Annotated in this window: 18 protein-coding genes and 1 pseudogene; 13 read left to right on the top strand and 6 right to left on the bottom strand. The window is 32.0% G+C overall.

The features are described 5' to 3' along the window. The first annotated feature begins 225 nt into the window (after positions 1–225). The 4 genes from menB (at position 226) to glpC (ending at position 5,760) form a co-directional block, all read left to right on the top strand. A complete protein-coding gene (menB, locus tag Q0T35_RS03515) occupies positions 226–1,044 on the top strand; it encodes a 1,4-dihydroxy-2-naphthoyl-CoA synthase (RefSeq protein WP_295840978.1) in 819 nt (272 codons plus the stop codon). A gap of 589 nt (positions 1,045–1,633) precedes the next feature. Beyond that, the gene (gene glpA / locus Q0T35_RS03510; RefSeq protein ID WP_293917886.1) at positions 1,634–3,295 is read left to right on the top strand and encodes an anaerobic glycerol-3-phosphate dehydrogenase subunit A; all 1,662 of its coding nucleotides are present in this window, start codon (positions 1,634–1,636) and stop codon (positions 3,293–3,295) included. Next, positions 3,285–4,565 (top strand): glycerol-3-phosphate dehydrogenase subunit GlpB, encoded by a 1,281-nt coding sequence (gene glpB, locus Q0T35_RS03505; protein ID WP_293917884.1) that lies wholly within the window; start codon positions 3,285–3,287, stop codon positions 4,563–4,565. Before glpA ends, glpB begins: the two co-directional genes overlap by 11 nt. Further along, positions 4,546–5,760, top strand: a complete 1,215-nt coding sequence (glpC, locus tag Q0T35_RS03500; protein WP_293917882.1) for an anaerobic glycerol-3-phosphate dehydrogenase subunit GlpC — start codon at positions 4,546–4,548, stop codon at positions 5,758–5,760. The genes glpB and glpC overlap by 20 nt, the downstream gene beginning before the upstream one ends. Before the next feature lie 62 nt (positions 5,761–5,822). On the opposite strand, the gene Q0T35_RS03495 is transcribed toward glpC, so the two are convergent. Further along, positions 5,823–6,590: a DeoR/GlpR family DNA-binding transcription regulator gene (locus tag Q0T35_RS03495; protein WP_293917880.1), complete on the bottom strand. Its 768-nt coding sequence runs from the start codon at positions 6,588–6,590 to the stop codon at positions 5,823–5,825. A 289-nt stretch (positions 6,591–6,879) separates the two neighbouring features. On the opposite strand from Q0T35_RS03495, the gene Q0T35_RS03490 reads away from it, so the two are divergent. The 8 genes from Q0T35_RS03490 (at position 6,880) to Q0T35_RS03455 (ending at position 19,427) form a co-directional block, all read left to right on the top strand. After that, on the top strand, positions 6,880–8,460 hold the full coding sequence (locus Q0T35_RS03490; protein ID WP_293917879.1) for a glycerol-3-phosphate dehydrogenase/oxidase: 1,581 nt from the start codon (positions 6,880–6,882) through the stop codon (positions 8,458–8,460). Positions 8,461–8,514: 54 nt separating this feature from the next. Further along, positions 8,515–9,870, top strand: a complete 1,356-nt coding sequence (pgtP, locus tag Q0T35_RS03485) for a phosphoglycerate transporter protein PgtP (RefSeq protein ID WP_295840975.1) — start codon at positions 8,515–8,517, stop codon at positions 9,868–9,870. 338 nt (positions 9,871–10,208) lie between these two features. After that, the gene (locus tag Q0T35_RS03480) at positions 10,209–11,438 is read left to right on the top strand and encodes a glycerophosphodiester phosphodiesterase family protein (RefSeq protein ID WP_295840973.1); all 1,230 of its coding nucleotides are present in this window, start codon (positions 10,209–10,211) and stop codon (positions 11,436–11,438) included. A gap of 261 nt (positions 11,439–11,699) precedes the next feature. Next, positions 11,700–12,566 carry a hypothetical protein gene (locus Q0T35_RS03475; RefSeq protein ID WP_293917737.1) on the top strand — a complete coding sequence of 289 codons (867 nt, stop codon included), beginning with the start codon at positions 11,700–11,702 and terminating at the stop codon, positions 12,564–12,566. Positions 12,567–12,694: 128 nt separating this feature from the next. Continuing rightward, positions 12,695–14,002 carry a hypothetical protein gene (locus tag Q0T35_RS03470; protein ID WP_293917738.1) on the top strand — a complete coding sequence of 436 codons (1,308 nt, stop codon included), beginning with the start codon at positions 12,695–12,697 and terminating at the stop codon, positions 14,000–14,002. 125 nt (positions 14,003–14,127) lie between these two features. Beyond that, on the top strand, positions 14,128–15,633 hold the full coding sequence (gene glpK, locus Q0T35_RS03465) for a glycerol kinase GlpK (protein WP_295840972.1): 1,506 nt from the start codon (positions 14,128–14,130) through the stop codon (positions 15,631–15,633). Positions 15,634–16,127: 494 nt separating this feature from the next. Next, positions 16,128–16,877, top strand: a complete 750-nt coding sequence (locus tag Q0T35_RS03460) for a hypothetical protein (protein ID WP_293917742.1) — start codon at positions 16,128–16,130, stop codon at positions 16,875–16,877. Positions 16,878–17,051: 174 nt separating this feature from the next. Then, positions 17,052–19,427, top strand: a complete 2,376-nt coding sequence (locus tag Q0T35_RS03455) for a hypothetical protein (protein ID WP_295840971.1) — start codon at positions 17,052–17,054, stop codon at positions 19,425–19,427. 98 nt (positions 19,428–19,525) lie between these two features. Here Q0T35_RS03455 and Q0T35_RS03450 read toward each other — a convergent pair. The 5 genes and pseudogenes from Q0T35_RS03450 to Q0T35_RS03430 all read right to left on the bottom strand — a co-directional run. Beyond that, positions 19,526–19,747 (bottom strand): annotated as a pseudogene (locus tag Q0T35_RS03450) (NAD(P)-dependent oxidoreductase); the annotation flags it as partial. 68 nt (positions 19,748–19,815) lie between these two features. Then, the gene (locus tag Q0T35_RS03445) at positions 19,816–20,085 is read right to left on the bottom strand and encodes an NAD(P)-dependent oxidoreductase (RefSeq protein ID WP_295841009.1); all 270 of its coding nucleotides are present in this window, start codon (positions 20,083–20,085) and stop codon (positions 19,816–19,818) included. Continuing rightward, on the bottom strand, positions 20,082–20,309 hold the full coding sequence (locus Q0T35_RS03440) for a hypothetical protein (RefSeq protein ID WP_295840970.1): 228 nt from the start codon (positions 20,307–20,309) through the stop codon (positions 20,082–20,084). Before Q0T35_RS03440 ends, Q0T35_RS03445 begins: the two co-directional genes overlap by 4 nt. Positions 20,310–20,455: 146 nt before the next feature. Next, positions 20,456–21,175: a 3-ketoacyl-ACP reductase gene (locus tag Q0T35_RS03435; RefSeq protein WP_293917750.1), complete on the bottom strand. Its 720-nt coding sequence runs from the start codon at positions 21,173–21,175 to the stop codon at positions 20,456–20,458. A gap of 17 nt (positions 21,176–21,192) precedes the next feature. Continuing rightward, positions 21,193–22,176 carry an aldo/keto reductase gene (locus tag Q0T35_RS03430; RefSeq protein ID WP_293917752.1) on the bottom strand — a complete coding sequence of 328 codons (984 nt, stop codon included), beginning with the start codon at positions 22,174–22,176 and terminating at the stop codon, positions 21,193–21,195. Between the two features lie 668 nt (positions 22,177–22,844). Here Q0T35_RS03430 and Q0T35_RS03425 point away from each other — a divergent pair. Then, positions 22,845–25,037 (top strand): glutamine synthetase III, encoded by a 2,193-nt coding sequence (locus Q0T35_RS03425; protein WP_293917754.1) that lies wholly within the window; start codon positions 22,845–22,847, stop codon positions 25,035–25,037. Positions 25,038–25,122: the final 85 nt, after the last annotated feature.

Below are 25,122 nucleotides of genomic sequence, written 5' to 3'. Positions count from 1 at the left end.
ATTAAGCTGTTATGCCACTTAAAATATATTTTTATTTTTATATAACAACTTTAATATAAACTGTTACAAGGAAAATATTTTACAACTATTTCCTTATTTAAAAAAGCATAAATTATCCATAATAGCGATAGATTGTAAATACCTTTCTATCCTTGAGGTTCTTACTTTCATTATATTCTTAAAATACCTAAATTTGAAAAATTTCAATGAAAATAAATATAATATATGGCTAGAAATTGGCAAACGATAAAAGAATACTCTGACATATTATTTGAATACTGGAATGGGATTGCAAAAATTACCATAAATCGTCCCGAAGTATATAATGCTTTTCGACCAGAAACAAATTTTCAAATGATTGAAGCAATGGAATATTGCCGAGAGCATTCGGAAATAGATGTAATTATTTTAACAGGGGCAGGAGACAAAGCCTTTTGTAGCGGAGGTGATCAAAATGTAAAAGGTGTTGGTGGATATGTGGGAGAAGACGGTGTACCTAGATTAAATGTACTTGAACTTCATAAGAAAATACGGGAGATCCCCAAACCGGTAATTGCCATGGTTAACGGATATGCTATAGGAGGGGGCCATGTACTCCATGTGGTTTGTGACTTAACCGTAGCTTCTGAAAATGCAAAATTTGGACAAACCGGTCCGAAAGTAGGAAGCTTTGACGGCGGATTCGGATCTTCATATCTCGCCAGAAGTGTCGGTCAAAAAAAAGCAAGGGAAATATGGTTCCTTTGTCAGCAATATACTGCTCAAGAAGCAATGGAAATGGGCATGGTAAACAAGGTTGTTCCGCTCGAACAACTGGAAAACGCCACAGTGGAATGGTGTGAAATCATGCAACAAAGAAGCCCTATGGCTCTACGCATGATAAAACGATGTCTAAATGCGGAATTAGACGGTCAACACGGTTTAATGCAATTAGCCGGAGATGCCACCTTAATGTATTATCTAATGGATGAAGCCCAAGAAGGTAAAAAGGCTTTCTTAGAAAAACGTAAGCCTGATTTTAAAAAATTTCCAAAATTTCCTTAATCATAATTAAGAAAGTTCCTTTTAAAAAAGGAACTTTTTTCTTATTCTTATTACCTTACATAAGGGGTATAATTTTTTATGTTTTTATCACCTATTAGAAAAGGACTATTATAGCTTAATTATCCTTTAACCTCATAAAACTGCTTATTACTTTAGTTTTCTTAACTACATTTCCTATCCAAATACTTCTCTATATTTCAATTCACCCTCACTAAAATTTACAGAAAAATACACGATTTTATATAAATTAAAACCTCATTTTTTTATAAAAAAATAAGAATTAGGCTACTAAATTGTTACCATTAATTACGTTTTATTTCCTTTATTTTGAGATAAAAATAAGAAGCAAATATTTATATTTAACGAAATTTTAACTAAAATTATTTATCATAATAAATAGTAAATAATTTAAAAAAAAATAGAATTTTTATAATCAAACAACTAATAATTTATCAAACATACAATTCATATACTAATAAGTAAAAACGAGTAAGGACATATTTAAAAAAAATGATTTATATCAGAAAAGTAAGCACTCGTTGTTTCGTTTTCTTTCGTAATTTTGTTACTAAAATAAAACCAAACAATTGTGAAAACAGAATTATCTAATTCTAGTAAAACTAGCTCTTGGGATGTAATTGTTATCGGAGGAGGTGCGACCGGTTCCGGAACTGCCCGAGATTGTGCAAGGAGGGGATTGCGTACGCTTATGCTTGAGCGTTACGATATAGCGACGGGTGCTACGGGAAGAAATCACGGATTATTACATAGCGGCAGTAGATATGCTGTTACCGACAGAGAATCTGCTGAAGAATGTATTAAGGAAAACATGATCCTAAAGCGTATTGCCAGTCACTGCGTTGAGAAAACTGACGGACTTTTTTTAACCCTTCCGGAAGATGATATCGCTTATCAATCTAAATTCATTGAAGCTTGCCATACAGCCGGAATAGATGCTAAGGCAATCGATCCCAAAGAAGCTTTACTCTTAGAACCTTCTGCAAATCCTTCAATCATTGGAGCTGTTATCGTTCCAGATGGAACTGTTGACCCATTTCGCCTGACCCTTTCTAATATTATGGATGCCAAACAACATGGTGCAAAAATTGAAACTTACCATGAAGTTTTAGGTTTGATAAAAGAACAGAATAGGGTTATCGGAGTTAGAGTCTATGATCATATAGCTAAAGAAGAAAAAAATTTATATGCTTCCGTTATTGTTAATGCCGGAGGAATTTGGGGTCAGAAAATTGCAGAATATGCAGATTTGAAAATTAAAATGTTCCCAGCCAAAGGATCTCTCCTTATTTTTGGCCACAGAGTAAATAATATGGTATTAAACCGTTGTCGTAAACCGGCAGATTCAGATATTCTTGTTCCGGGAGATACCATTTGCCTAATAGGTACTACCTCTACACATGTTCCTTATGAAGAAATAGATAATATGTATGTTACTCCTGAAGAAGTAGACATTCTGATCAGAGAAGGAGGAAAATTATCTCCTACCCTTCTACAAACCAGAATTTTACGAGGATATGCCGGGGTAAGACCACTAGTAGCTTCTGATGATGATCCATCCGGACGTAATGTAAGTAGAGGAATCGTCTTATTAGACCACGCAACAAGAGACGGCTTGGAAGGATTTATTACAATTACCGGAGGAAAATTAATGACCTATAGGCTAATGGCTGAATGGGCTACTGACTTAGTTTGTAAAAAATTAAATAATACCACTCCTTGTACTACTGCGGAAGCAAATCTTCCGGGATCTCAGCAAAGTACAGAAGAAATAAATCAAAAAATGATTTCCGTACCTTCTACCATACGTAAATCTGCAATTTACAGATTAGGAGATATGGCAGAAAATTTAAAAGAGAACAAGGTTACGGAAAACAGTTTAGTTTGCGAATGTGAAGAAGTCTCTTTAGGTGAAGTAGAATATGCTATTAATGAATTGCATGTTACCAACCTTATTGATCTTCGAAGAAGAACTCGTGTAGGTATGGGAACCTGTCAAGGTGAACTTTGTGCCTGTAGAGCAGCTGGGCTAATGAATCACTACCAAGTTCTAAGCTCGGATAAATCCAAAGAAGATTTAACTATATTTCTTAATGAAAGATGGAAAGGCATACGCCCTATTGCTTGGGGAGACACCTTAAGAGAAAGTGAATTTACCAGTTGGGTTTATGAAGGAGTATGCGGATTAAATAAGACTCAAGAACAAATTAAAAACGCAAAAAATGAAATTTGATACAGTAATAGTAGGAGGAGGTTTAACCGGTTTAGTTAGTGGTATCCGATTAATGCAGAATGGACAGAAATGTGCTATTATTTCTTCCGGGCAAAGTGCTTTACATTTCTTTTCGGGATCATTCGATTTGTTAAACTATTTACCTGACGGAAAATCGGTAAGTAACCCTGAAGATTCTATATCGGAACTTTCCCTACAAGCTCCGAATCATCCTTATACAAAGATTGGAAAATCTAAATTTGCTGAATTAGCCCAAGAAGCAAAAAATTTTCTTTCAGGCATTGGAATAGAGACCCAAGGGGCGTCCAATAAAAATCATTATAGAATTACTCCCATGGGTATAATAAAACCAACTTGGTTAACTATGCCCAATTTTGCTTTTATTGAGGATGGAAAATTTTCATGGAAAAAGGCAGCTATAATAAACATTGAAGGATTTTTAGATTTTAATCCGGAATTTATTTCCGAAGCTTTCGAAAAAATGGGTATTGAAATTTCCCTACAATATTTTAACTTACCCGAATTAAATACGATAAGAAAAAATCCGAGCGAATTCAGATCAACCAATTTATCTTTAGTTTTTGACAAAGAAGACAATCTGGATATTCTCGCCAAAATATTAATTGAAAAAAGTCAGGCTTGCGATGTAATTATCTTCCCGGATTGTATAGGATTCAAAAATCCGGAAATCTTACCTAAGCTAATTAATAAGGTAGGTAAGCCCGTTTATTTGATTCCTACCTTCCCTCCTTCTTTAGTAGGGGTCAGTACCCAGTTATATTTAAAAGACTATTTTACAAAATTGGGAGGAGTTTTTATGTTAGGTGATAACGTTACACACGCTGATATAGAAGCACATCACGTAACTAACGTGTATACGCTGAATCACGGAAATATTCCGATTTCCGCTAAAAATTTCATACTTTCTTCCGGTAGCTTTTTTAGTCAGGGATTATTAGCTGACAGTAAACAAGTGTACGAACCTATATTTAACTTAGATACAGACTATTTAACTGATAGAGCAGAATGGTATCACACCAATTTATTTGAAAAGCAAAATTATCAGCAATTCGGAGTTAAAACAGATCAAAATTTCCATGGAATAAAAGACGATATGCCTATAGATAATTTATTTGTAGCTGGAGCAATTCTTAGTGGCTTTAATCCATTAAAAGAAGGGTGTGGCGCCGGTGTATCCTTTTTATCCGCATTATACGTAGCTGAACAAATTTTAATCAAAGAAAAAACCTATGAATCTATTGCTCAATAAAAGTGAAAATAATTTCGAACAATGCATTAAATGTACTATTTGTACGGTATATTGTCCAGTATCCAAAGTAAATCCTGATTATCCGGGTCCAAAACATTCCGGTCCGGATGGAGAAAGATTACGATTAAAAGATCCTGATTTCTATGATGAATCTTTAAAGTACTGTATAAATTGCAAAAGATGTGAAGTTGCTTGTCCTTCCAATGTGAAGATTGGTGATATTATCCAAATGGCTCGAATTAAATACAGTAAGAAAAAACCGATTTTAAGAGATGTTATACTTGCCCACACAGACTTTATGGGAACATTAGCCACTCCTTTTGCTCCTATAGTCAATGCAATGACTTCGGCCAAACCTGTTAAAAGTTTAATTGAACCTATTCTCAAAATTGACAAAAGAAGAAGTCTTCCCAAATATTCATTCGGTACTTTTAAAAGCTGGTATAAAAAAGTAGCTAATGAACAAAAAAAATATCCTACCCAAGTATCTTATTTTCATGGCTGTTATGTAAACTACAATAATCCTCAGCTAGGAAAAGATATGATTAAGGTTCTTAATTCATTAAATATTGGAATTCAACTTCTCGAAAAAGAAAGATGTTGCGGTATTGCCTTAATCTCTAATGGTTTTATAGAAAAAGCTAAAAAGAATGCAAAATTAGATGAGTCAGAAATTCGTAAATCTGTTATTGACAAAAAATTACCGGTAATTACTACTTCATCGTCTTGTACTTTTACTATACGCGATGAACATCCTCACCTATTAGGAGTAGATAACAGCGCGGTAAAAGATCAGGTAGAATTAGCAACCCGTTATATATATCGTCTATTAAGTACAACTGACGCAAAATTAAAATTTAAAAATAAACCTTTAAAGATAGCTTATCATACTCCTTGCCACATGGCCAAATTAGGTTGGACCTATTATTCTGTGGAATTGCTAAAGCTTATTCCAAATGTAGAAGTGACCGTTTTGGAATCAAATTGTTGCGGAATTGCCGGAACATTTGGATTTAAAAAGGAGAATCATGAAGTTTCTAAAAAAATTGGTGATCCGTTATTCAAACAAATTGAAACCGGAGGCTTTGATATCGTTGCCACCGATTGTGAAACTTGTAAGTGGCAAATTGAAATGTTTACCACTAAACCATGTGAACATCCCCTTAGTATAATTGCCCATGCATTAGAGGATTGATATTATATTTTCAGTAAAAAACCCTTATGAAAAAATCATAAGGGTTTTTTTATAAACAATATTTATTTGGCTACTATAACTTCTATTCCACAATCCTCTAAAGTGCTTAAATCTTTTTCAGAAATATCATTATCTGTAATTAAAACATCAACCTTATCTAATGAACATATCTGTCCAAATCCTCTTTTATTTATTTTTGTAGAATCAGCCAAAACAATGACTTTTTCCGATTGCTCAATCATTACTTTATTTAAATGAGCTTCTGTAGAGTTAGAGGTTGACAAACCAAAATCAAGGTCTATGCCATCAATCCCTAAAAATAATTTATTACATGAAAATTTTTTTAATTCAGATTCTGCTAAAGAACCGATAACGGAAACGGAACTTTTTCTCAAGTTTCCACCCAATTGTATCACATCAATAAAAGAATCTTTTCCTAATTCTATAGATACGCTTAAAGAAGAGGTGATGACCGTTAATTTTTCATATCCAGAAATAATTTTTGCTAAATAATAAACTGTAGTTCCGGAAGCTAAAATAATAAAATCTTGATCGTTAACAAATTTAAGTGCAGCTTTCGCTATTTTTTGTTTTTGTAACACCTGCACAAATTCTTTTTCGTTAATATTTTTTTCGAAAGCATATAAAGGTTGTTTACTAGCTCCCCCATGAGTTCTATATAAAAGACCTGTATTTTCTAAATATTGAAGATCCTTTCGGATAGTAACTGCTGAAACATTTAATTTTTCGCAAAGCTCATTAACCTTAGTAAAATTATGCTCATCTAACTCATCTATAATAAGCTGCTGTCTTCTATTAAGCTTGATCATGATCAAATATTTTTAAAAGCTTAAAGTTAAGAATAAAATCTAAATTCTTATTGAATTTTATCAATATGTAAACAAAATAAACATTAACAAAAAAAAACTAACGAATCGTTTTGTTTTTATCCTATTAATTAATATTTAATTAGGTTATTTTGTCAAATTTTTAACCGTTTTTTATATGAGCTAAATGATAAATACATTATATTAAAAAATTTCATAGTGTTTCGTATTGTTTTTTTTGTAATTTTACTGACAACAGAAAAGAAGCAAAAAATAATTAAAAAAAAACAAAATGAAACGAGGTGATCAATTATCAAAACTAAATAATAATTCTGAATGGGACATAATTATAATTGGAGGAGGATCTAGTGGCTTAGGTGCTGCGGTAGATGCTGCTACAAGGGGATATAAGACAGTTTTATTTGAAGCTCATGATTTCGCAAAAGCAACATCGAGCCGCTCTACTAAATTACTTCATGGTGGGGTTCGCTATTTAGCGCAAGGAGACATTGCCTTAGTTAAAGAAGCTCTTAGAGAAAGAGGGCTATTAGAAAGAAATGCAAGTCACTTAGCAAAAAAACAAGTTTTTGTTATACCAAATTATAAATGGATCGATGGACCTTTTTATACAATTGGATTAAAAATATATGATATGTTATCCAAAAAGCTGAGCTTAGGAAAATCAGAACATATCAGTAAAAGCAAAGCTTTAGAAATGTTACCAACCGTTGAGCCTAACGGATTACATGGGGGAGTAATTTACTATGATGGACAGTTTGATGATTCACGTATGGCCGTAAATCTTGCTCAAACAGCTGTAGAAAACGGCGGTGCAATATTTAATTACATGAAGGTAACCGGCCTAATAAAAGATAATAAGAATCAGATTGTCGGTGTTAAAGTTAAAGACGAAATTAGTGGAAGCGAATACGAAGTAAAAGGTAAGGTTGTATTAAATGCCACCGGAGTGTTTACTAATGATATCCTCAATATGAATGACCCAAATCACAAAAAAACAGTTGTTCCTAGCCAAGGGATTCACTTAGTATTAGATAAATCATTCTTACCAGGAGATAATGCATTAATGATCCCTAAAACTAGCGATGGAAGAGTATTATTTGCAGTTCCATGGCATAATAGACTTGTAGTCGGTACAACTGATGTTTTGGTAGATCATCCTAGTTTAGAGCCTAGAGCATTAGAGCAAGAAATCGAATTTGTTCTTAGTACTGCTTCTCAATACCTTGTAAAAAAACCTACTCGAAAAGATGTTTTATCAATTTTTGCAGGACAAAGGCCTTTAGCAGCTCCTGACAAAGAAGGAGGAAGCACTAAAGAAGTATCCAGAAATCATAAAATTCTTGTTTCAGAAACCGGTCTATTAAGCATTATCGGTGGAAAATGGACCACTTTCCGTCAAATGGCTGAAGATTTTATTGATAAAGCTATTGATACTGGAAAAATCGATCGTAAGCCTTGTAAAACAGAAAATCTTTCTATACACGGAAATATACCAGCCGATCAAGTTGATAGAACCAATCATCTATATGTTTACGGTTCCGACATACCTGCAATTAAAAAATTACAACAGGAAAATCCTGAATTAGCTCAAAAAATTCATCCTAACCATGAATATACAAAAGCAGAAATTGTATGGGCAGTAAGAGAAGAGATGGCACAAAAAGTTGAAGATATCTTAGCTAGGAGAGTCCGATTATTATTTGTTGATGCACGCGCAGCTATAGATTCAGCAGAATCTGTAGCAAAAATTATTGCTAAAGAATTAGGGTATGATGAGAACTGGATAGCTAATGAGACTAAAGAGTTCCAAGAGTTAGCTAAAGGATATTTATTAGTAAATTACCAAAAGTAAGTTAAAATTCATATATTGTCGCAAAAAATAATTAACTCTACAAAATAAAAAAAAATGGCAAATTTTTTTACACCACCTCAGCCTACTGAACGTAAGCCGGAATCAGAGGTAAAAGGTTCGTATACGCATTTGAGACTTCAGGTTTTTATAGGAATATTTATAGGCTACGCAGCCTATTATCTTGTTAGAAAAAACTTTTCATTGGCAATGCCTTACCTAATAGAAATGGGATTTAGTAAATATGATTTAGGGATAGCTTTTTCTTTTAATGCTACCGCTTACGGTTTATCTAAATTTATTATGGGAGGTATTTCGGATAGAAGCAACGCAAGAAAATTCCTTCCTTTAGGACTAATATTAGCTTCAGTATGTACTATAATTGCAGGGACATCTATAGGGATGTACAACATTGCTGTAATGGCCGTATTCCAATTTTTAATTGGTTGGTTCGGCGGTATGGGATGGCCTCCATGTGGAAGAGTAATGACTCATTGGTTCTCAGTGAAAGAAAGAGGTACAAAAATGGCAGTATGGAATCTCGCTCACAATGTTGGGGGGGGGTTGTTAGGTCAAGTTACCAAATGGGGGATACTTTTCGCAGGTTCTCTTAGCGTAAATGTTTTAAGTTGGAAAGTGGGAATGTTTTGGTTTCCTGCAGGAATAGCCATATTAATTGCCATAATATCTTATATACTTATTCGTGATAATCCTCAAGCCTGTGGATTACCTAGCATAGAAGAATATAAGAATGATTTCCCTCCTAATTATTCTAAAGATTCTGAAAAAGTATTATCGACTAAAGAAATATTTTTTAAATATGTTTTTAATAATAAGATGCTTTGGTTTGTGGCTTTTGCTAATGCATTTGTTTATTTTATTCGATACGGAGTACAAGACTGGGCTCCTACCTATCTATCCGAAGTTAAAGGATATTCTCAAAGTGATATTAGTAATGCTTATTCTTATTATGAATTGGCCGCTATACCGGGAACCTTATTATGTGGCTGGGTGAGCGATAAGATTTTCAATGGAAAAAGAGCAATGACAACAATCATTTTTATGATTCTTGTTATCTTATCTATTGTCGTTTATTGGCAAAATCCGAGCAGCAAAGTTGTTGATTTAATCGCATTAACTGCAATCGGATTTTTTATCTATGGCCCGGTAATGTTAATTGGAGTTCAGGCGTTGGATTTAGCTCCTAAAAATGCTGCAGGAACTGCTGCAGGACTTACAGGATTTTTCGGTTACTTCATAGGAACTTCATTACTTGCTAATATAGTGATGGGTAAAGTGGTTGAATCTCTTGGTTGGTCTGCTAGCTTTCAATTGTTAATTGGTAGTGGCATTTTGTCCATTATCTTTATGGCCTTTACTTATAAAAAAGAGCAAGAATTAGATAAAAAATAAATTACGATATAAAAAAATTCTTTTTCTGTTTTTACTAAGTTTTGATTGTGATTAAATTTTTATGGATATAATTTTAAAAGTAATAAGATTTGTTTTTAGAGCAAATCATAGTTTAGAAAAGCTATGATTTAATGAGAGCAGTAATATAAAATAAATGTGAAGAATGAAAGAAAAAAATTGGATGATTTAAAAACTAAATTTCCCTATTTTTTAATGCTGTAATCAGAATTTAACCATAAAATCTATCACAATCAAAACTTCTTAGTTAAAAAAATAGATAAAAATTCACATGAATAGTTTTCAAACTAAATAATATACAAACTAAATTCCCCTACAAAATGAGAAAAAATATGCTGGCTATGTTAGCGTGTGTAAGTGTAATAGCATCATCATGCAGTAGTGATGATAATAATGTATCAACAAATCAACAAGAAAAAGTTCATCTCTTATCTTCTGAAATGCAGCACGTAAGGGATTACGTTCCTGAAAATGCTGTAATAGCACATAGAGGAACGTCTTATTGGGCTCCTGAATCTACAGAAGCTGCTTATCGATGGGCAAGAAATATAGGCGCCGACTACCTGGAAGCAGATCTTCAAATTACAAAGGATAGTGTTATTTTAGTAGTTCACGACAATCTTCTTACCAGAACGTCTAACATCAATAAAATCTATCCTGACAGAGCTGAAGATCCCGCTTCAACTTTTACTTATGAAGAATTATTAAAATTGGATGCCGGTACTTGGTTTAATCATGATAAAAACACCTCTCCGGATAGAGCAAGAACTAGCTTTTCAACACAAAAGCAATACATCAGTACTTTAGAAGACGTAATTATGTTTGCTCAAGGGAAACGTTTAAAAAGAGATGCTAACGGAGAAAGAATATGGAAAAAAACGAATACAGGATATACTTTCGAATATGAAGATGATCCGGCAGATAATGGAAACAGACCCGGTATTTATATTGAAACGAAAGAACCAAGTTTAAATCCGGGAATTGAAAAAGCATTAGTTAAAGAACTAGATCGCTTAGGCTGGAATATTATTAACAAACCGGCTACTGAATCCGATCATTTTAAAAATGGAAAAGTTAATGTGGGGAACACAAATGGAAAAGTTGTATTACAAACATTTTCACATAACAGCTTATTAATTTTAAAAGATATATTTAAAGGAAATATTCCAACCGCTTTACTTTTCTGGAAAGGAAAAGGACCTGACGATATACATGACGACCAAGAAGCCACTTATATTAAACATATAAATTTCGGAGTCGATAATTTAGCACAATTCGTTGGTCCATCAATCGCAGGAGGAACTCCTCCGGATAATTGGCCAGAATTATTAGAACCTTGGCAAGCTAAATTAATACATGAATCAGGCATGAAAATACATCCGTATTCATTTGATAACGAAGAACAAATGGGTAAATATTTTTCTTCTTGTGATGGAATGTTTACCAATCAGTCAGATCTAACTATTCGTTTCTATCACGAAAAACAACTTAGAAATGAAGGACCGGCTTATCAAAATGCTAAAACTGTTTTAACAGATTTAGGCTATTAAAAAATTTAATAAAATTATGGCTTTTCCAATACATATACATTACGTTTCATTTTAATACTATTTCACGAAACGTAACCCTTTTAAATCAATAATAATTAAGTGTTTATTAGAAAATAATTTGAAATATATAAGAATGTGTTCTAAACTTTTCAAATTTCAAATTATTAAGCCATCATTATAATTTTTTGTTCAGTAAAAAAGAGAAAAATTGTTCAAAATAAAAGATATAAAATAAATATTAACATTATAAAAAATCAAATCATGAAAAAACTAATACTTGCACTATTAGTAGTAGTTGGATTCACTTCCATAAATGCTCAAAAATTAGCAAAGTCCGGAAGTAGTTACAAATTAAAAAAAGTTATTCCTGTAGAGGGTAGACAAGGTATTGCTATTGACAAAGATTATTATTATGTATCTAGCAGCACCGCATTATTTAAATATGATAAGAATGGTAATCTTATCACAAAAAATGATAAACCATTTACAAAATTCGAAAAAGAAGTAAATCATTTCGGAGATATCGATATTTATAACGGAGAAGTTTATACAGGAGTAGAATTTTTTGATGCAGGAGTCGTTCGTAATATTCAAATTGCCGTATATGATGCGGAAACTCTTGATTATAAATATTCCATCGATTTTGGTGAAATTGAGCAACCAGAAGTTAGCGGTATTACCATCGACAGAAAAAACAATGTAGCTTGGATGTCTGACTGGACTTCAGGATGGTATGTTTACAAATACGATTTAAAAACCAGAAAATACATAGGAAAGGTTCACTTACAACCTTCTCCGCAATGGCAACAAGGAGTATATCATATAGACGGAAAACTTTTAATTACTTCCGATGATGGAGATTCAGATATTCCTGAAGCTGATAACATCTACATAGCCGATGTTAGCAATCCGGAACAAACCCGTGCTGAAGTATCTTTATTCAGATCTATTCCAGAATTTGAAAGAGCCGGAGAAATTGAAGGTCTTTCTATAGATCCGGTAACTAATGATTTAGTAATCCTTAACAATAGAGGTGCTATCATTAAAATGGGTATGCCTTCAGGTTTTTATCCTGGATATGATAGTGAAATTCATGAGTTATATATTTTTGAAAAGACTAAAAAATAATTTCTCTTCACCTTTTAATAATCATAAAGATGATAAGGTAAAGATAAAGTTTATTTAAGAGAATATATCTTTACCTTATCCTATTAACTTATATTATAAAAACAAATTAAATACTTAAAAAAACTAACATGAATTTTAAAAGTAGTTTATCTCTTTTCTTAACGGCAACATTTATTTTAGGATATGGCCAAAAAGTTTCTCTTGAAAAATTTCAATCAGAAAGTGACACAATAAAAAGGAAAGCATCGCTTGTGGAACGTATGAATAGCGATAGCTCTCAGCTTTCTCAAGGAATCAAATTAAATTTTATTAAGGAGTTAACAGGTGCGGATGAAAACAGTTTTACACCTACTCTTAAATATGGTATTGGTATGGTATTGGAAACCATCTACCAACAAGTTCCAAAAGAACAAGGCCTTCACAAAGAAGCAAATTCAAGATATAATTTCCAACCAGCAGCTTTCAAAATAGGTTTCTTACATACAGACATGGATATTTCGCCTAAATTGAGCGCAAGCATGACTTGGAATCTACATTCTAGTAAAATTTCAGATGCATTTATCAAATATAAATTCAATCCATTGCTTAATTTACAAATAGGTCGTTTTAAAGGAGCCGGAAACAGAGCTGCTAATGAAACTTCTGCTTATGATTTGGATTTGGCTGACTTTACTTATACTTCTGAAAATCAAAGTGCCGCTCAAGGAGGTCCAGATTTAAGACACTATGGTATTAACGTTTCAGGTAACGTAAAAAACTTCGTAAGATATGCTTTTTTCTTACATAATAGTGACAGTAATCGAGACAGATACTGGTCTTCATTTAATGACGGTCCATCCGAAGGTCAAGGAAATCACGGTTTAGAGTTTAAAAGCTGGGATGCTTCCCTACGTTTTTTCCCTGTAAAAAATGTTGAATTTGGAGGTCATATGGGATCCGTTAACCTTCCTGGAATGGGCTTTAAACAAGCTTGGGCTTACTCCGGATTTTTATATTATATAAATCCAAAAAAATACAAATTCAAATTTGATTACGGAACATTTAAAAATGTAAGATTTACAAGTGTTGATGAAAATGGAAATACTATATTTGTATCTCCTAATAATTTAGATTACACAAAACACGATTTTGTTAAAGTAAATAAACTGGGTTATTCATTTCTTGCAGGATTCAACATCACTCCAAAAATTGAGCCTGTTGCTAGATTTGAATATTTTAATCAAGGAAACAAAGATATTTCAGGATTTAATTATGAAAAACTTTACCTATATACTGCAGGGGTAAATTTTTACTTATACCCAAACAGTCCAAGAATGGCAAAATTAACAGCTTTCTATCAACATAGAGCTGAATCTGGAGGACCTAGCATTTCCAATGATTGGTTCGGTTTAAGTTACCAAATTGTATTATACAACAATACAAAAGGTGTTTTTTAACATAATAAATACATAAAATCAAAAATACATTTAAAAAAAGATTAATTTTAGAACAATGATCCTATTTTAAATGTATTTTCGTTTTTATTTTCAAAAGATAAATTAAATAACTAAAATCAAAAAAGATGAAAGAAAAATTCATTTTAGCTTTAGATCAGGGAACTACATCATCGAGAGCTATTTTATTTAATCATGGAGGAGAAATCGTTTCAGTAGCCCAAAAGGATTATACACAATATTTCCCAAAACCAGGATTAGTAGAACACAACCCTGAAGAAATTTGGTCTTCACAGATGTCTGTAGCTGCCGAAGCTATAGCAAAAAAAGGTATATCGGGGTTGGACATTGCCGCTATTGGTATTACCAATCAACGGGAAACTACAATCGTTTGGGACAGGGAAACCAGTGAAACCATTTACAATGCAATTGTTTGGCAGGATAGAAGAACATCCAAATATTGTGATGAGCTTAAGGAACAAGGTTTGACCGATATGATCAGAGAAAAAACTGGTTTAATACTTGATGCTTATTTCTCAGGAACTAAATTAAAATGGATATTGGACAACGTTCCAGGAGCTAGAGAGAAAGCTGAGCAGGGAAAACTATGCTTTGGTACTGTAGATACCTGGTTGGTTTGGAAGCTTACCAGAGGAAAAATGCATGTTACTGATGTTTCCAACGCTTCTCGTACCTTACTATTTAATATTCATACCTTGGAATGGGATGAGGATTTATTAAAATTATTCAACATTCCAAAGTCCATGCTTCCTGAAGTAAAACAAAGTAGTGAAGTGTATGGTGAAACTTCCACTACTCTATTCTCTACTAAAATTCCTATTTCCGGTATTGCAGGAGATCAGCAAGCTGCTTTATTCGGTCAATTATGTACCAATAAAGGAATGGCAAAAAACACCTATGGTACTGGGTGCTTCTTATTAATGAACACAGGAGAAGAAGCGGTCTTATCTAAAAACAATCTATTAACAACTATAGCTTGGAAAATTAACGGAAAAACCTATTACGCGCTTGAAGGTAGTGTTTTTGTAGGAGGTGCGGTTGTGCAATGGTTAAGAGACGGTGCTAAAATTGTTAAAACTTCAGCAGATACTGAAAATCTTGCTAAGACCGTTCCCGATAATGGAGGCGTATATTTTGTACCGGCATTAACCGGTTTGGGAGCTCCCTATTGGGATCCATACGCTCGTGGAGGTATTTTAGGAATCACCAGAGGTACTACAGATGGACATATTGCCAGAGCTACTTTAGAAGGTATTGCCTATCAAGTATATGATTTGATAAAAGCAATGGAGGCAGATTCAGGTGTTCATGAAATTGAATTACGTGTTGACGGAGGTGCATGTTCCAATAATTTAATGATGCAATTCCAATCTGATATTTTCGGGTTTAATGTAATAAGACCAAAAACTTTGGAAACTACAGCATTAGGAGCCGCTTATTTAGCCGGATTAGCTGTTGGATATTGGAGTAGTATTGATGAACTTCAGGCTCAAAGATCGGTTGACCGAGTATTTAAACCTGAAATGGATAAAGATAAAGCTGATCATTACATTAAAGGTTGGAAAAGAGCCGTAAGTCGAGTTCTTAATTGGGTTGATGAGGACGATAAATAATTGTTTATTCCCTTTCTTAAAAATTATAAAAAGCGGTTTAATCAATAATCTACTAAATTTAGAACAACCTTTTAATCAAAGTACATTAGATTTATATTTATGAGGTATTACTAATAATGCATATTTTATCATAAATCTACCTAATGGTTATGATAAATTTATTATTTAATATCTTATAAACTATTTCATAATAAATTGATAGATTTTACAGATGTTAATTTTTATAAGTTTTAAACTTTATAGAATTTGGCATCTGTAAATTCTATATTATATAATGTATGCTTAACAGTACTATACATTTTATAATAATCATTATAATTTATTTTATAGTTTTTAAAAGAATAAATACACAATTTTATATTAATTAAATTATAATTTTAATTTAATTTCAAATATTTTTTGCAATTTCTTAGATTTCATAAACATAATTTTATATTTTTACAAACTAAATTGAATATCATTTTAAAATAAAAACAAACTAAAAACACAATAATATGAAGAAGATTCTCATTTTACTTTCAATTTTCATATCTTCTATTTCAATGTATAGTCAAGAAATAGATCGATTAGATTTTAATCTTAGTTTACGATCCAATCATTTATGGAGAGGTATAACCGTCACAGACGGAGCTATGACCGATGTAGATATAAATTATGCATTGGATAATAAAAAATATCTCAAATTAGGAGTTTGGGGAGGTATAGGGCTAGGTGATACGAATGGAGAACATTACCATGAAATTAATTATTACATACATTACAGTACAGGTAAATGGGGAGTAGGTGTATGGGATGTATTTAATTCGACCGGTAGATTAAAAGGGGATAAAGATAATGATATATGGAACTACGATCGCAAAACAAGTGGTCACCGATTTGATTTCAGAGGTTATTTTGTATTTTCCGAAAACTTTCCTTTAAAACTTGATTATGGAACTTCTTTTTATGGCTGCGACAGAGATGAGAAAGGAGATCAAAGATGGTCTACTTACGCCGGTTTAAATTATCCAATAATAAAAGGTAAAGCTGTTGATTTAGACCTATTTTGTGGTGCTGCCTTTGGTCTTGCCGGTAAATCCAATTTTTATGGGAACGAGAAACATGATTTTGATATTGTAAATGCAGGAATTACGGCATCTAAAGATGTGAGCGTTCTAGGATATAAGTTACCTGTTTCAGCAACAGCCATGTGGAATCCATCTCGAAAAGAAGCAAGAGTTCAAATTGCAACTTCTCTCTTCTAAAAAATTATCTTTTCTTTATATACAAAAATTGCCGGTAAATTATATACCGGCAATTTTTATTTATTTAAGTCATATTATTATAAAGAAATAATTTCTAATTTTACATTCTTTGACCAAACTAAATACTTTATAATTAAATCAAAATATATTAAAGTAAAAAGACTATTTCTATAGATGCAAACATATATAAAAAGCTATTTAATATTATTATTTTTACTTTTTTCCCCTTTATGTCTTATTTCTCAAATTACTATTAAAATTGTAAATATTGAAACAAATTTTCCTATTGAAAATGCACCTGTTTATAATGAGGCAAATCATTTAATAGGTTTCTCGAATGAGGAAGGGATTATAAATTTAGATAATAATATTAATAAAATAACAATTCGAGCCAACGACTATCTCCCTAAAATAGAAATGATTGGTAAATTAGATAAAACCATATATTTGTTAAAAAAAATCGATAAAAAGAGTGATCCGAAAGCGGTATCAATTTTAAAAAAATTATGGGAAAATAGTAAAAAAAATAATGCAGATTATCTGAATACTTACAAATTCGATTCTTATGTAAAATTCACCTTAGATATGCCCTCAGATTCGGTTAGTTATATTTATACTCCTAAAAGAAAACTGGATACCTTAAATAATAAATTAAAGAGTTTTTTAGAAAAGAGTATGGTTTTTATCGGAGAAAGAACGATGCTTTATGAATATGATAAGAAATATGGAAAGAAAGGAATTGTAACGGCGTATAAAGCAGGAGGCTTTCATAATGCACAATTTTTTAATTTTTCCATTGCAAAATCATTCGTAAATGACTATCCTGAAATTTTAAAGCCTAGAGAAATGCAAGGTAATGTATCTAAATTAGTAGATAGCATTTATATAAATAATAGAAAAACTTATGTTATTTATACTTATTCACATGGAAAAGGCGAAACTCAATTTTATAAAAACCTGACCGTCTTTGTGGATTCTGAAAACTATGCTTTGGTAAAACTAATTGGAAATAATTCTAAGATTTCTAATATTTATTATGAAATAACCTACACCCCTTATGAAGGAATTTGGTATACAGAAGATGAGTTTATGAAGACCGAAATATTAAGTAGTAATTTTATAAAAAAAATAAATAAGTTACTTCCTAAAGGCTTACATTCTATTACTCGATTAAATACTACAGCCACCATAGATTCTCATATAACTAATTTTACTAATGATATTTCATATAGTCCTAAAAATTTTAAAGGCTATGAATATGCTATTTCTAAAGATGTTTCAAATCAAGTTGATGAAAAAATTTCATTGCTGCGAAAAGATTCTCTTACAAAACGTGAAGCTACTACCTATAGCGAACTAAATAGAATATTTGATAAATATAAGCTGGAATCTAGACTAAAATTTTTTAGGAAGCTTTCGGAAGGAGAGTTAGAATTAGGTTTTTTTAATTTCGATGTGTACAGTATGTTTAGTCACAATTTATATGAATCTTTTCGTTATCAGTTAGGAGGTCATACCAATTATAAATTCAGTAAAAAAACACGACTTGGTGGATATATTGCTAAAGCATCAAGAGATGAAGAAGCTAAAGGAGGGGCCGATGTGACTTTCTTTATTAATAAACAACATGGGGGAGAATTATCATTTAAAGCGGAAACTGACGTACTTCCTGTTGGGAGAACCAAAATAAAATATTTAACGGCTAAAGATGAGCTTACTGCTAAAACCAATAATATTTATAACGGCGATTATTTTAGCTACAGAAAAGTTGAATTATCTTATCAACAAGATTTTTTTAAAAATTTAGACATCACTTTTGTTGTTGATTATCAAAGACAACGTGTAAATTTTCATTACAAATTTAAAGATTATGATGAAAGTACCTGGTTTAATTATGTAAACACTGCCCTAAGATTACGTTATGCTCCTAATGTAAAATATATAGAATCTTCAAATGGCAAATATACATTACAAGATAAACCTCCTTATTATTATTTTACTTACTCAAAATCTTGGAAATTGTTTGAAAATAGTACAGGAATTCATCGTTTATATCTTTCCGCTTTATATACTTTTTTATCCAAAATGGGTAAAACCGAAATCATTGGAAATGTAGGGGCTACTTTTGGAGAAACGCCATTAATGGATTCATTTGAAGGCAATGGGGTCGCAAAACACGGAAAAAGTATTTGGGGAAGATTTAGCTTTAAAGGTTTTCAAAGTTTTGAAACTATGAAGCCTTCTTCCTTTTTTTCTGACAGGTTTGTATCTTTTCAATTTTCCCATCATTTTAGACCTTTACGTGTCAACGAATTCAAATCTTTACATTTTACCGTACTCTATAATGGACTTATTGGGTGGATGCCTGATAAAGATCTTCATTCCCTTTTTGAGTTCGATGTTCCAAAAGATTATTACCAGGAAGTTGGCTTCGAAGTAAATAAACTCTTATTAGGCCTTGTTGGAGTAGGCGTTTATGTTCGTTTAGGTGCTTATAAGGTTGGAAATTTAGATCAAAATCTCTCTGTTAAGCTTAATATGGATATTTAAATTAATTTTCATCCAATTTAAATTAACTTACAGTTCTATTAGATTTATTAATAAAATTTTATTTATAAACCTCCTGATTAACTATATAGGGCGATTTTTCATGATTCAAAACGGGCTATAACATTTTTAGCACAAAAAATTGTCATTGCACTTCGCGCTCCTTTAGTCGCAGAACCAATATGAGGTGTAATAGCAATATTTTCCATAGATAGCAAAGGGTTATTTGCTTTCATAGGTTCCGGTTCGGTTACATCCAATCCGGTACCCCAAATTATCTCCTCCTTGATTGCCTTTATTAAATCACCTTCATTAATTATTAAGCCTCTTGCCGTATATTATTATGGATGTTTTCTTCATCTTTTTAAAAGCCGAAATATCAAATATTCCTTTATTTTTTTCCGTCAAGGATGCATATAAACATAATATCCGATCTATTCAATAATTTATCAAAAGAAACATAACAGGCATTGAGTTCCTTCTCTACTTCTTCTTGTTTATGTCTATTATTGTACAGTATTTTCATTCCGTACGCATCTATACATTTTTTTGCCATTTTAATGCCAATACGCCCCATACCGAATATTCCTAAGGTTTTTCCATTTAACCTTTGCCCTAAATAATCTACAGATGAAAATACCGTTTTCCATTTTCCCTCTATAATTCTCCGATAATTAAAAAGGCCTTTCTTGAAACATTTAACATCAGTAAAAAAGCAATGTCAGCAATTGCATTACTGAGCACATCCGTTGAAATAACTTTTAATTGAGTAACTTCTTTAAAAAAACTTTTCGGAACTGGAGACATTACGTTTATATAGGCACCTGTTTTCTTACATTTATCTATCAGTTCTTTAAGAGATATAGGGTTTGGATCCGTCCGCATTTCAACCTCTAAGCCTTCTTTTTTTACATCTCCACACCCACTTCAGGAGTTCTGTCTGAAATAATTACTTTCAAAATTTTGTATTTTTTAATAAAATAAAGTCCGGCATGAACCGGACTTTTATTTTTTTGTTTATTCTATTAAGATTAAGGATTAGTAGACCACAAAGAAGCATTGGGCAGCAACGCTCGTCTATTTAATTTTAAAATATCAACTACCAACTCCGCAAAATCTTCAGGTTGCAATACTTTTTCAGGATTTCCGTCTGTAATTTTCAATAATTTTATAGACATGTCTGAAGCAATGGTACTTGGTGTGAGTGTAGTTACCCGAATATTATTTTTTCTCATCTCATACATCAACGATTCAGACAGGGAAATTAACCCTGCTTTTGAAACACTATATGCTGATGTATTGGCACTACCTTTTAACCCAGCTGTTGAAGAAACATTAATTATATCTCCGCACTTTTTTTCTATCATTGACGGGAGCACAGCTCTTGCCATATAATAAGGTCCGAACAGATTGGTTTGTACAATTCTTTGCCACTCTTCCACAGGCATTTCCAAAAAACTTTGAAATCCTGATATTCCTGCATTGTTAATCAAGATATCAAAAGTGCCGAATTCGTTTTGTAATTTTTCAACGGCTGATTCTACTTCTTTCTGATTGGAAACATCAAAAACAGAATAGGCAACTTTCACTCCTTTTCCTTCTAATTCTTTTACGGTTTCCTTAATCGTGGTTTCATCTCTTCCTGTAATAGCTACCTCTACTCCTTCAGCAGCCAGAGCTAGAGCCACTGCCTTACCTAATCCGCGATTTCCACCGGTAACTATTGCTTTTTTTCCTGTTAGTTTTTGCATAATACTTATATATAAATTTACAATTTTGCTAATTCTGTATCGATAAAATCCATTTGTTCTTTACTTATTTTAACTTCAGCTGCTTTAGCATTTTGTTTGGCTTGATCTGAATTTCTAGCTCCCGCCAATGCGATGGTTATACCGGGCTGTTCTGCTGTCCATTTAAGCACCAATTGAGCCAAAGTCGCTCCTTGTTCATCTGCAATCGGTTTTATTTTTGCTAAAAAATCATCAATTCTTTTAATGCTATCCGGTTGATACATTTCCATATCACGTCTAGCATCTCCTTCTCCAAACTTATGATCCGGTTTAATTTTTCCGGTTAACAATCCTCTTTCCATAGGACTGTAAGCTAAGATAGACTTTTTATTTTTAATACAATAAGGAATTATATCTTTTTCTATTTTTCTATTTAACATACTATAAGGAAGTTGATCAGAAAGTATATTACAGGATTTATTTGCTGCCTCGATTTGAGACGTTGAACAATTACAAACTGAAGCATGTCGCACTTTACCTTGTTTGATCAATTCTGACACTGCTTCAAAAGTTTCTTCAATAGGGGTTACTGTTTCTGGCCAATGTAACTGATATAAATCGATATAATCTGTTCCTAAACGTTTTAAACTTTGTTCACATTCATAAATTACACTTTCTTTTCCTGCATATTTATAAATATCGATCTCCTTACCTGAGTTATCTTTGCTGTGCATGGCTAAATCTCCTTTAGCTAAATCCCAACGCATACCAAATTTAGTTAAAATTTGAACTTTATCTCTAGAAATTCCTTTAATAGCCTCTCCTACTATTGATTCACTAGTTCCTTGACCATATATTGGCGCAGTGTCTATAGAGGTGATTCCTGCATCGTATGCAGCTTTTATTGCTTCTACTGCAACTTTTCTTTCTGTTCCTCCCCACATCCATCCTCCAGCGGCCCATGCGCCGAATGTTATTACCGATAAAGACAAATCTGAATCTCCTATTTTTCTATGTTCCATGATTTTTTAGGTTTATTGATTAAATTTAATTTGTGTTAATGTATTTCTATTTATTTTTAATATTTATTTAATTTTATTAATTATTTTCAATAATTTAAAAGAAAATATTGTACCAATAAGGGAAAATTTTTGTAAAAATTAAAAAATGCATAATTTTAAATAGTTGATTTTTATTTATTTTAGACATTACATTTATCTAATTTAATGAGCTTTAATATTAAAATACACCGATTCTATCTGTCAAAATATTATGTATTTTCATAATAATTAAAAAATTTATTTTTTTATTTATTAAACCATTATATCAAATATTTTATATTTATCGATTAAAATAATATCGTTTACTATTACTAATTATTAATTCTATAGACTTTTTTCTTAATTATAAATAAAAATTATGCTATAATTATTTATTTTATAAGTTTAAAAAATAAATAATATTTATTTTTTTACCGTAATTAATTATTATGATTTTTTTAATTATTATACGTACATAGATTTATTAATTCTATAGTTATTATTAAAATAAACTATATTTTTTTGAATATATAATAATAATTACAATAAGTAAATACTAATTTATTTTAGATAAACATGTGTAATTTTGGAGGTTATTTTGATTTTTTTTAATATTATTTATATATTTACCCTATAAAAAAGATACCTTTATGTCAACATTAAGATTTTATGCTTTAAAAAGGCTTCCGTACTTACAGCCTAAAAATATAGAGATTCCAAAGAAATTATCTGAACTATATTGTGAAAACGTTTTCTCAGAATCTACTATGCGGGAATATCTTACTAAAGAAGCATACCAAAGCATTTTGGATGCCATAAAATACGGTAAGAAAATTACTAGAGAAATTGCAGATCAGGTGGCGGTAGCTATGAAAGAATGGGCAATGTCTAAGGGTGCTACCCATTATACTCATTGGTTTCAACCATTAACCGGAGAAACCGCGGAAAAACACGATTCTTTTTTCAACCCTATAGGAGAAGGTCGCGCCATAGAAAGATTCAGCGGTTCTTTATTAATACAACAAGAACCTGACGCCTCCAGCTTTCCTAACGGTGGAATACGCAATACTTTTGAAGCGAGAGGGTATACCGCTTGGGATCCTACCTCACCAGCTTTTATCATAGATACTACATTATGTATTCCTTCTATATTTGTTTCATACACCGGTGAAACATTAGATTATAAAACTCCGTTATTAAGGGCTTTACAATCTGTAGATGAGGCTGCTACCGAAGTTTGCCAATCATATTTTGATAAAAATGTTACTAAAGTTTATTCTACCTTAGGCTGGGAGCAAGAATATTTTTTAGTTGATTCTTCCCTTTTCCAAACTCGTCCTGATTTGGTTCTAACCGGACGTACTTTACTGGGTCATGCACCTGCTAAAGGTCAACAATTAGAAGACCATTACTTTGGTTCTATCCCTACTCGGGTAAGGAATTTCATGAAAGAGCTGGAAATTGATTGTATGCGCTTAGGTATCCCGGTAACTACCCGACATAATGAGGTTGCTCCCAATCAATTTGAGTTAGCACCTTTATTTGAAGAAGCGAACTTGGCCGTAGATCACAATTCCTTATTAATGGATGTTATGAAGAAAGTAAGTCGTAGACACGGTTTAAGCATATTATTCCATGAAAAGCCATTTGATGGAGTTAACGGTAGCGGAAAGCACAACAACTGGTCTCTTTCTACAGATACTGGAGAAAATTTATTAAGCCCTGGAAAAAATCCTAAGAAAAATCTTCAATTCTTAACTTTTTTTATTAACACCATTAAGGCCGTACACGATTATGGAGATTTATTACGTTCCTCAATTGCATCTGCAGGTAACGATCACAGACTAGGAGCCAATGAAGCTCCACCGGCTATTATCTCAATCTTTATAGGTTCTCAGCTTACTGCAGTTTTAGATGAACTTGAAAAAGTTACCAAAGGCAAGCTTTCTCCCGATGAAAAAACCGATCTTAAACTAAACATAGTTGGGAAAATTCCAGAGCTTTTACTTGATAATACAGATCGTAACAGGACTTCTCCTTTTGCTTTTACCGGAAACAAATTTGAATTCAGAGCGGTTGGATCTCAAGCAAATTGCGGAGAACCTATGACCATTTTAAATACCATAATGGCTTACCAATTACAAAAATTCAAAAAAGAAGTAGATGATCTAATTGCTAAAGGTCTTAAAAAGGATGAAGCAATATTTAATATTTTAAGAGATTATATTACAGCCTCTCGAAAAATTTTATTTGAAGGGGATGGATATAGTGAAGAATGGGTTCATGAAGCTGAAAAAAGAGGCTTAAAAAATAAAAAGACTACACCGGAAGCTTTAAAATTTGAATTAGAAAAAAAATATATTGAACCTTTTGAAAAATTAAAAATCTTATCTACAAAAGAAATTGAAGCTAGAAATGAAATCAAGTTGGAAAAATATTCTAAAATGATTTCTATTGAAGCTAAGGTTTTGGGAGATATGGCAAGAAATCATATTGTTCCTGTAGCAGTTGATTATCAAACTAAGTTGATTGAAAATGCTAAAGGTCTAAAAGATATTTTTGGAGAGGATGTAATGAAATCTATGTGTAAAGAACAACTAGATCTTATTAAAAACATTTCTACTCATATCACAGAAATTAAAAGCGGTGTTGATAAACTGTTTAAGGAAAGGGATAAGGCGATCGCTATTTCTGATCCTGTTAAACAAGCAGAAACCTTTTGTAATAAAGTAAAACCTATATTTGACAAAATTAGAGAACATTCCGATACACTTGAAATGCTAATTGATAATGAAATGTGGCCATTGACTAAATATAGAGAATTACTTTTCACTTTAAGATAGAAAGATTATTATCAGTTATTCATCATATCAGAGAGTCGATAAATTTATCGGCTCTTTTTTTTACATCAAATTTATTTACCCAATT

It is taken from the genome of uncultured Apibacter sp. (assembly GCF_946479295.1).
Lineage (GTDB): Bacteria > Bacteroidota > Bacteroidia > Flavobacteriales > Weeksellaceae > Apibacter.
The sequence above is the reverse complement of the archived record's forward strand: the minus strand, read 5'-3'. Positions and strand labels throughout refer to the sequence as shown.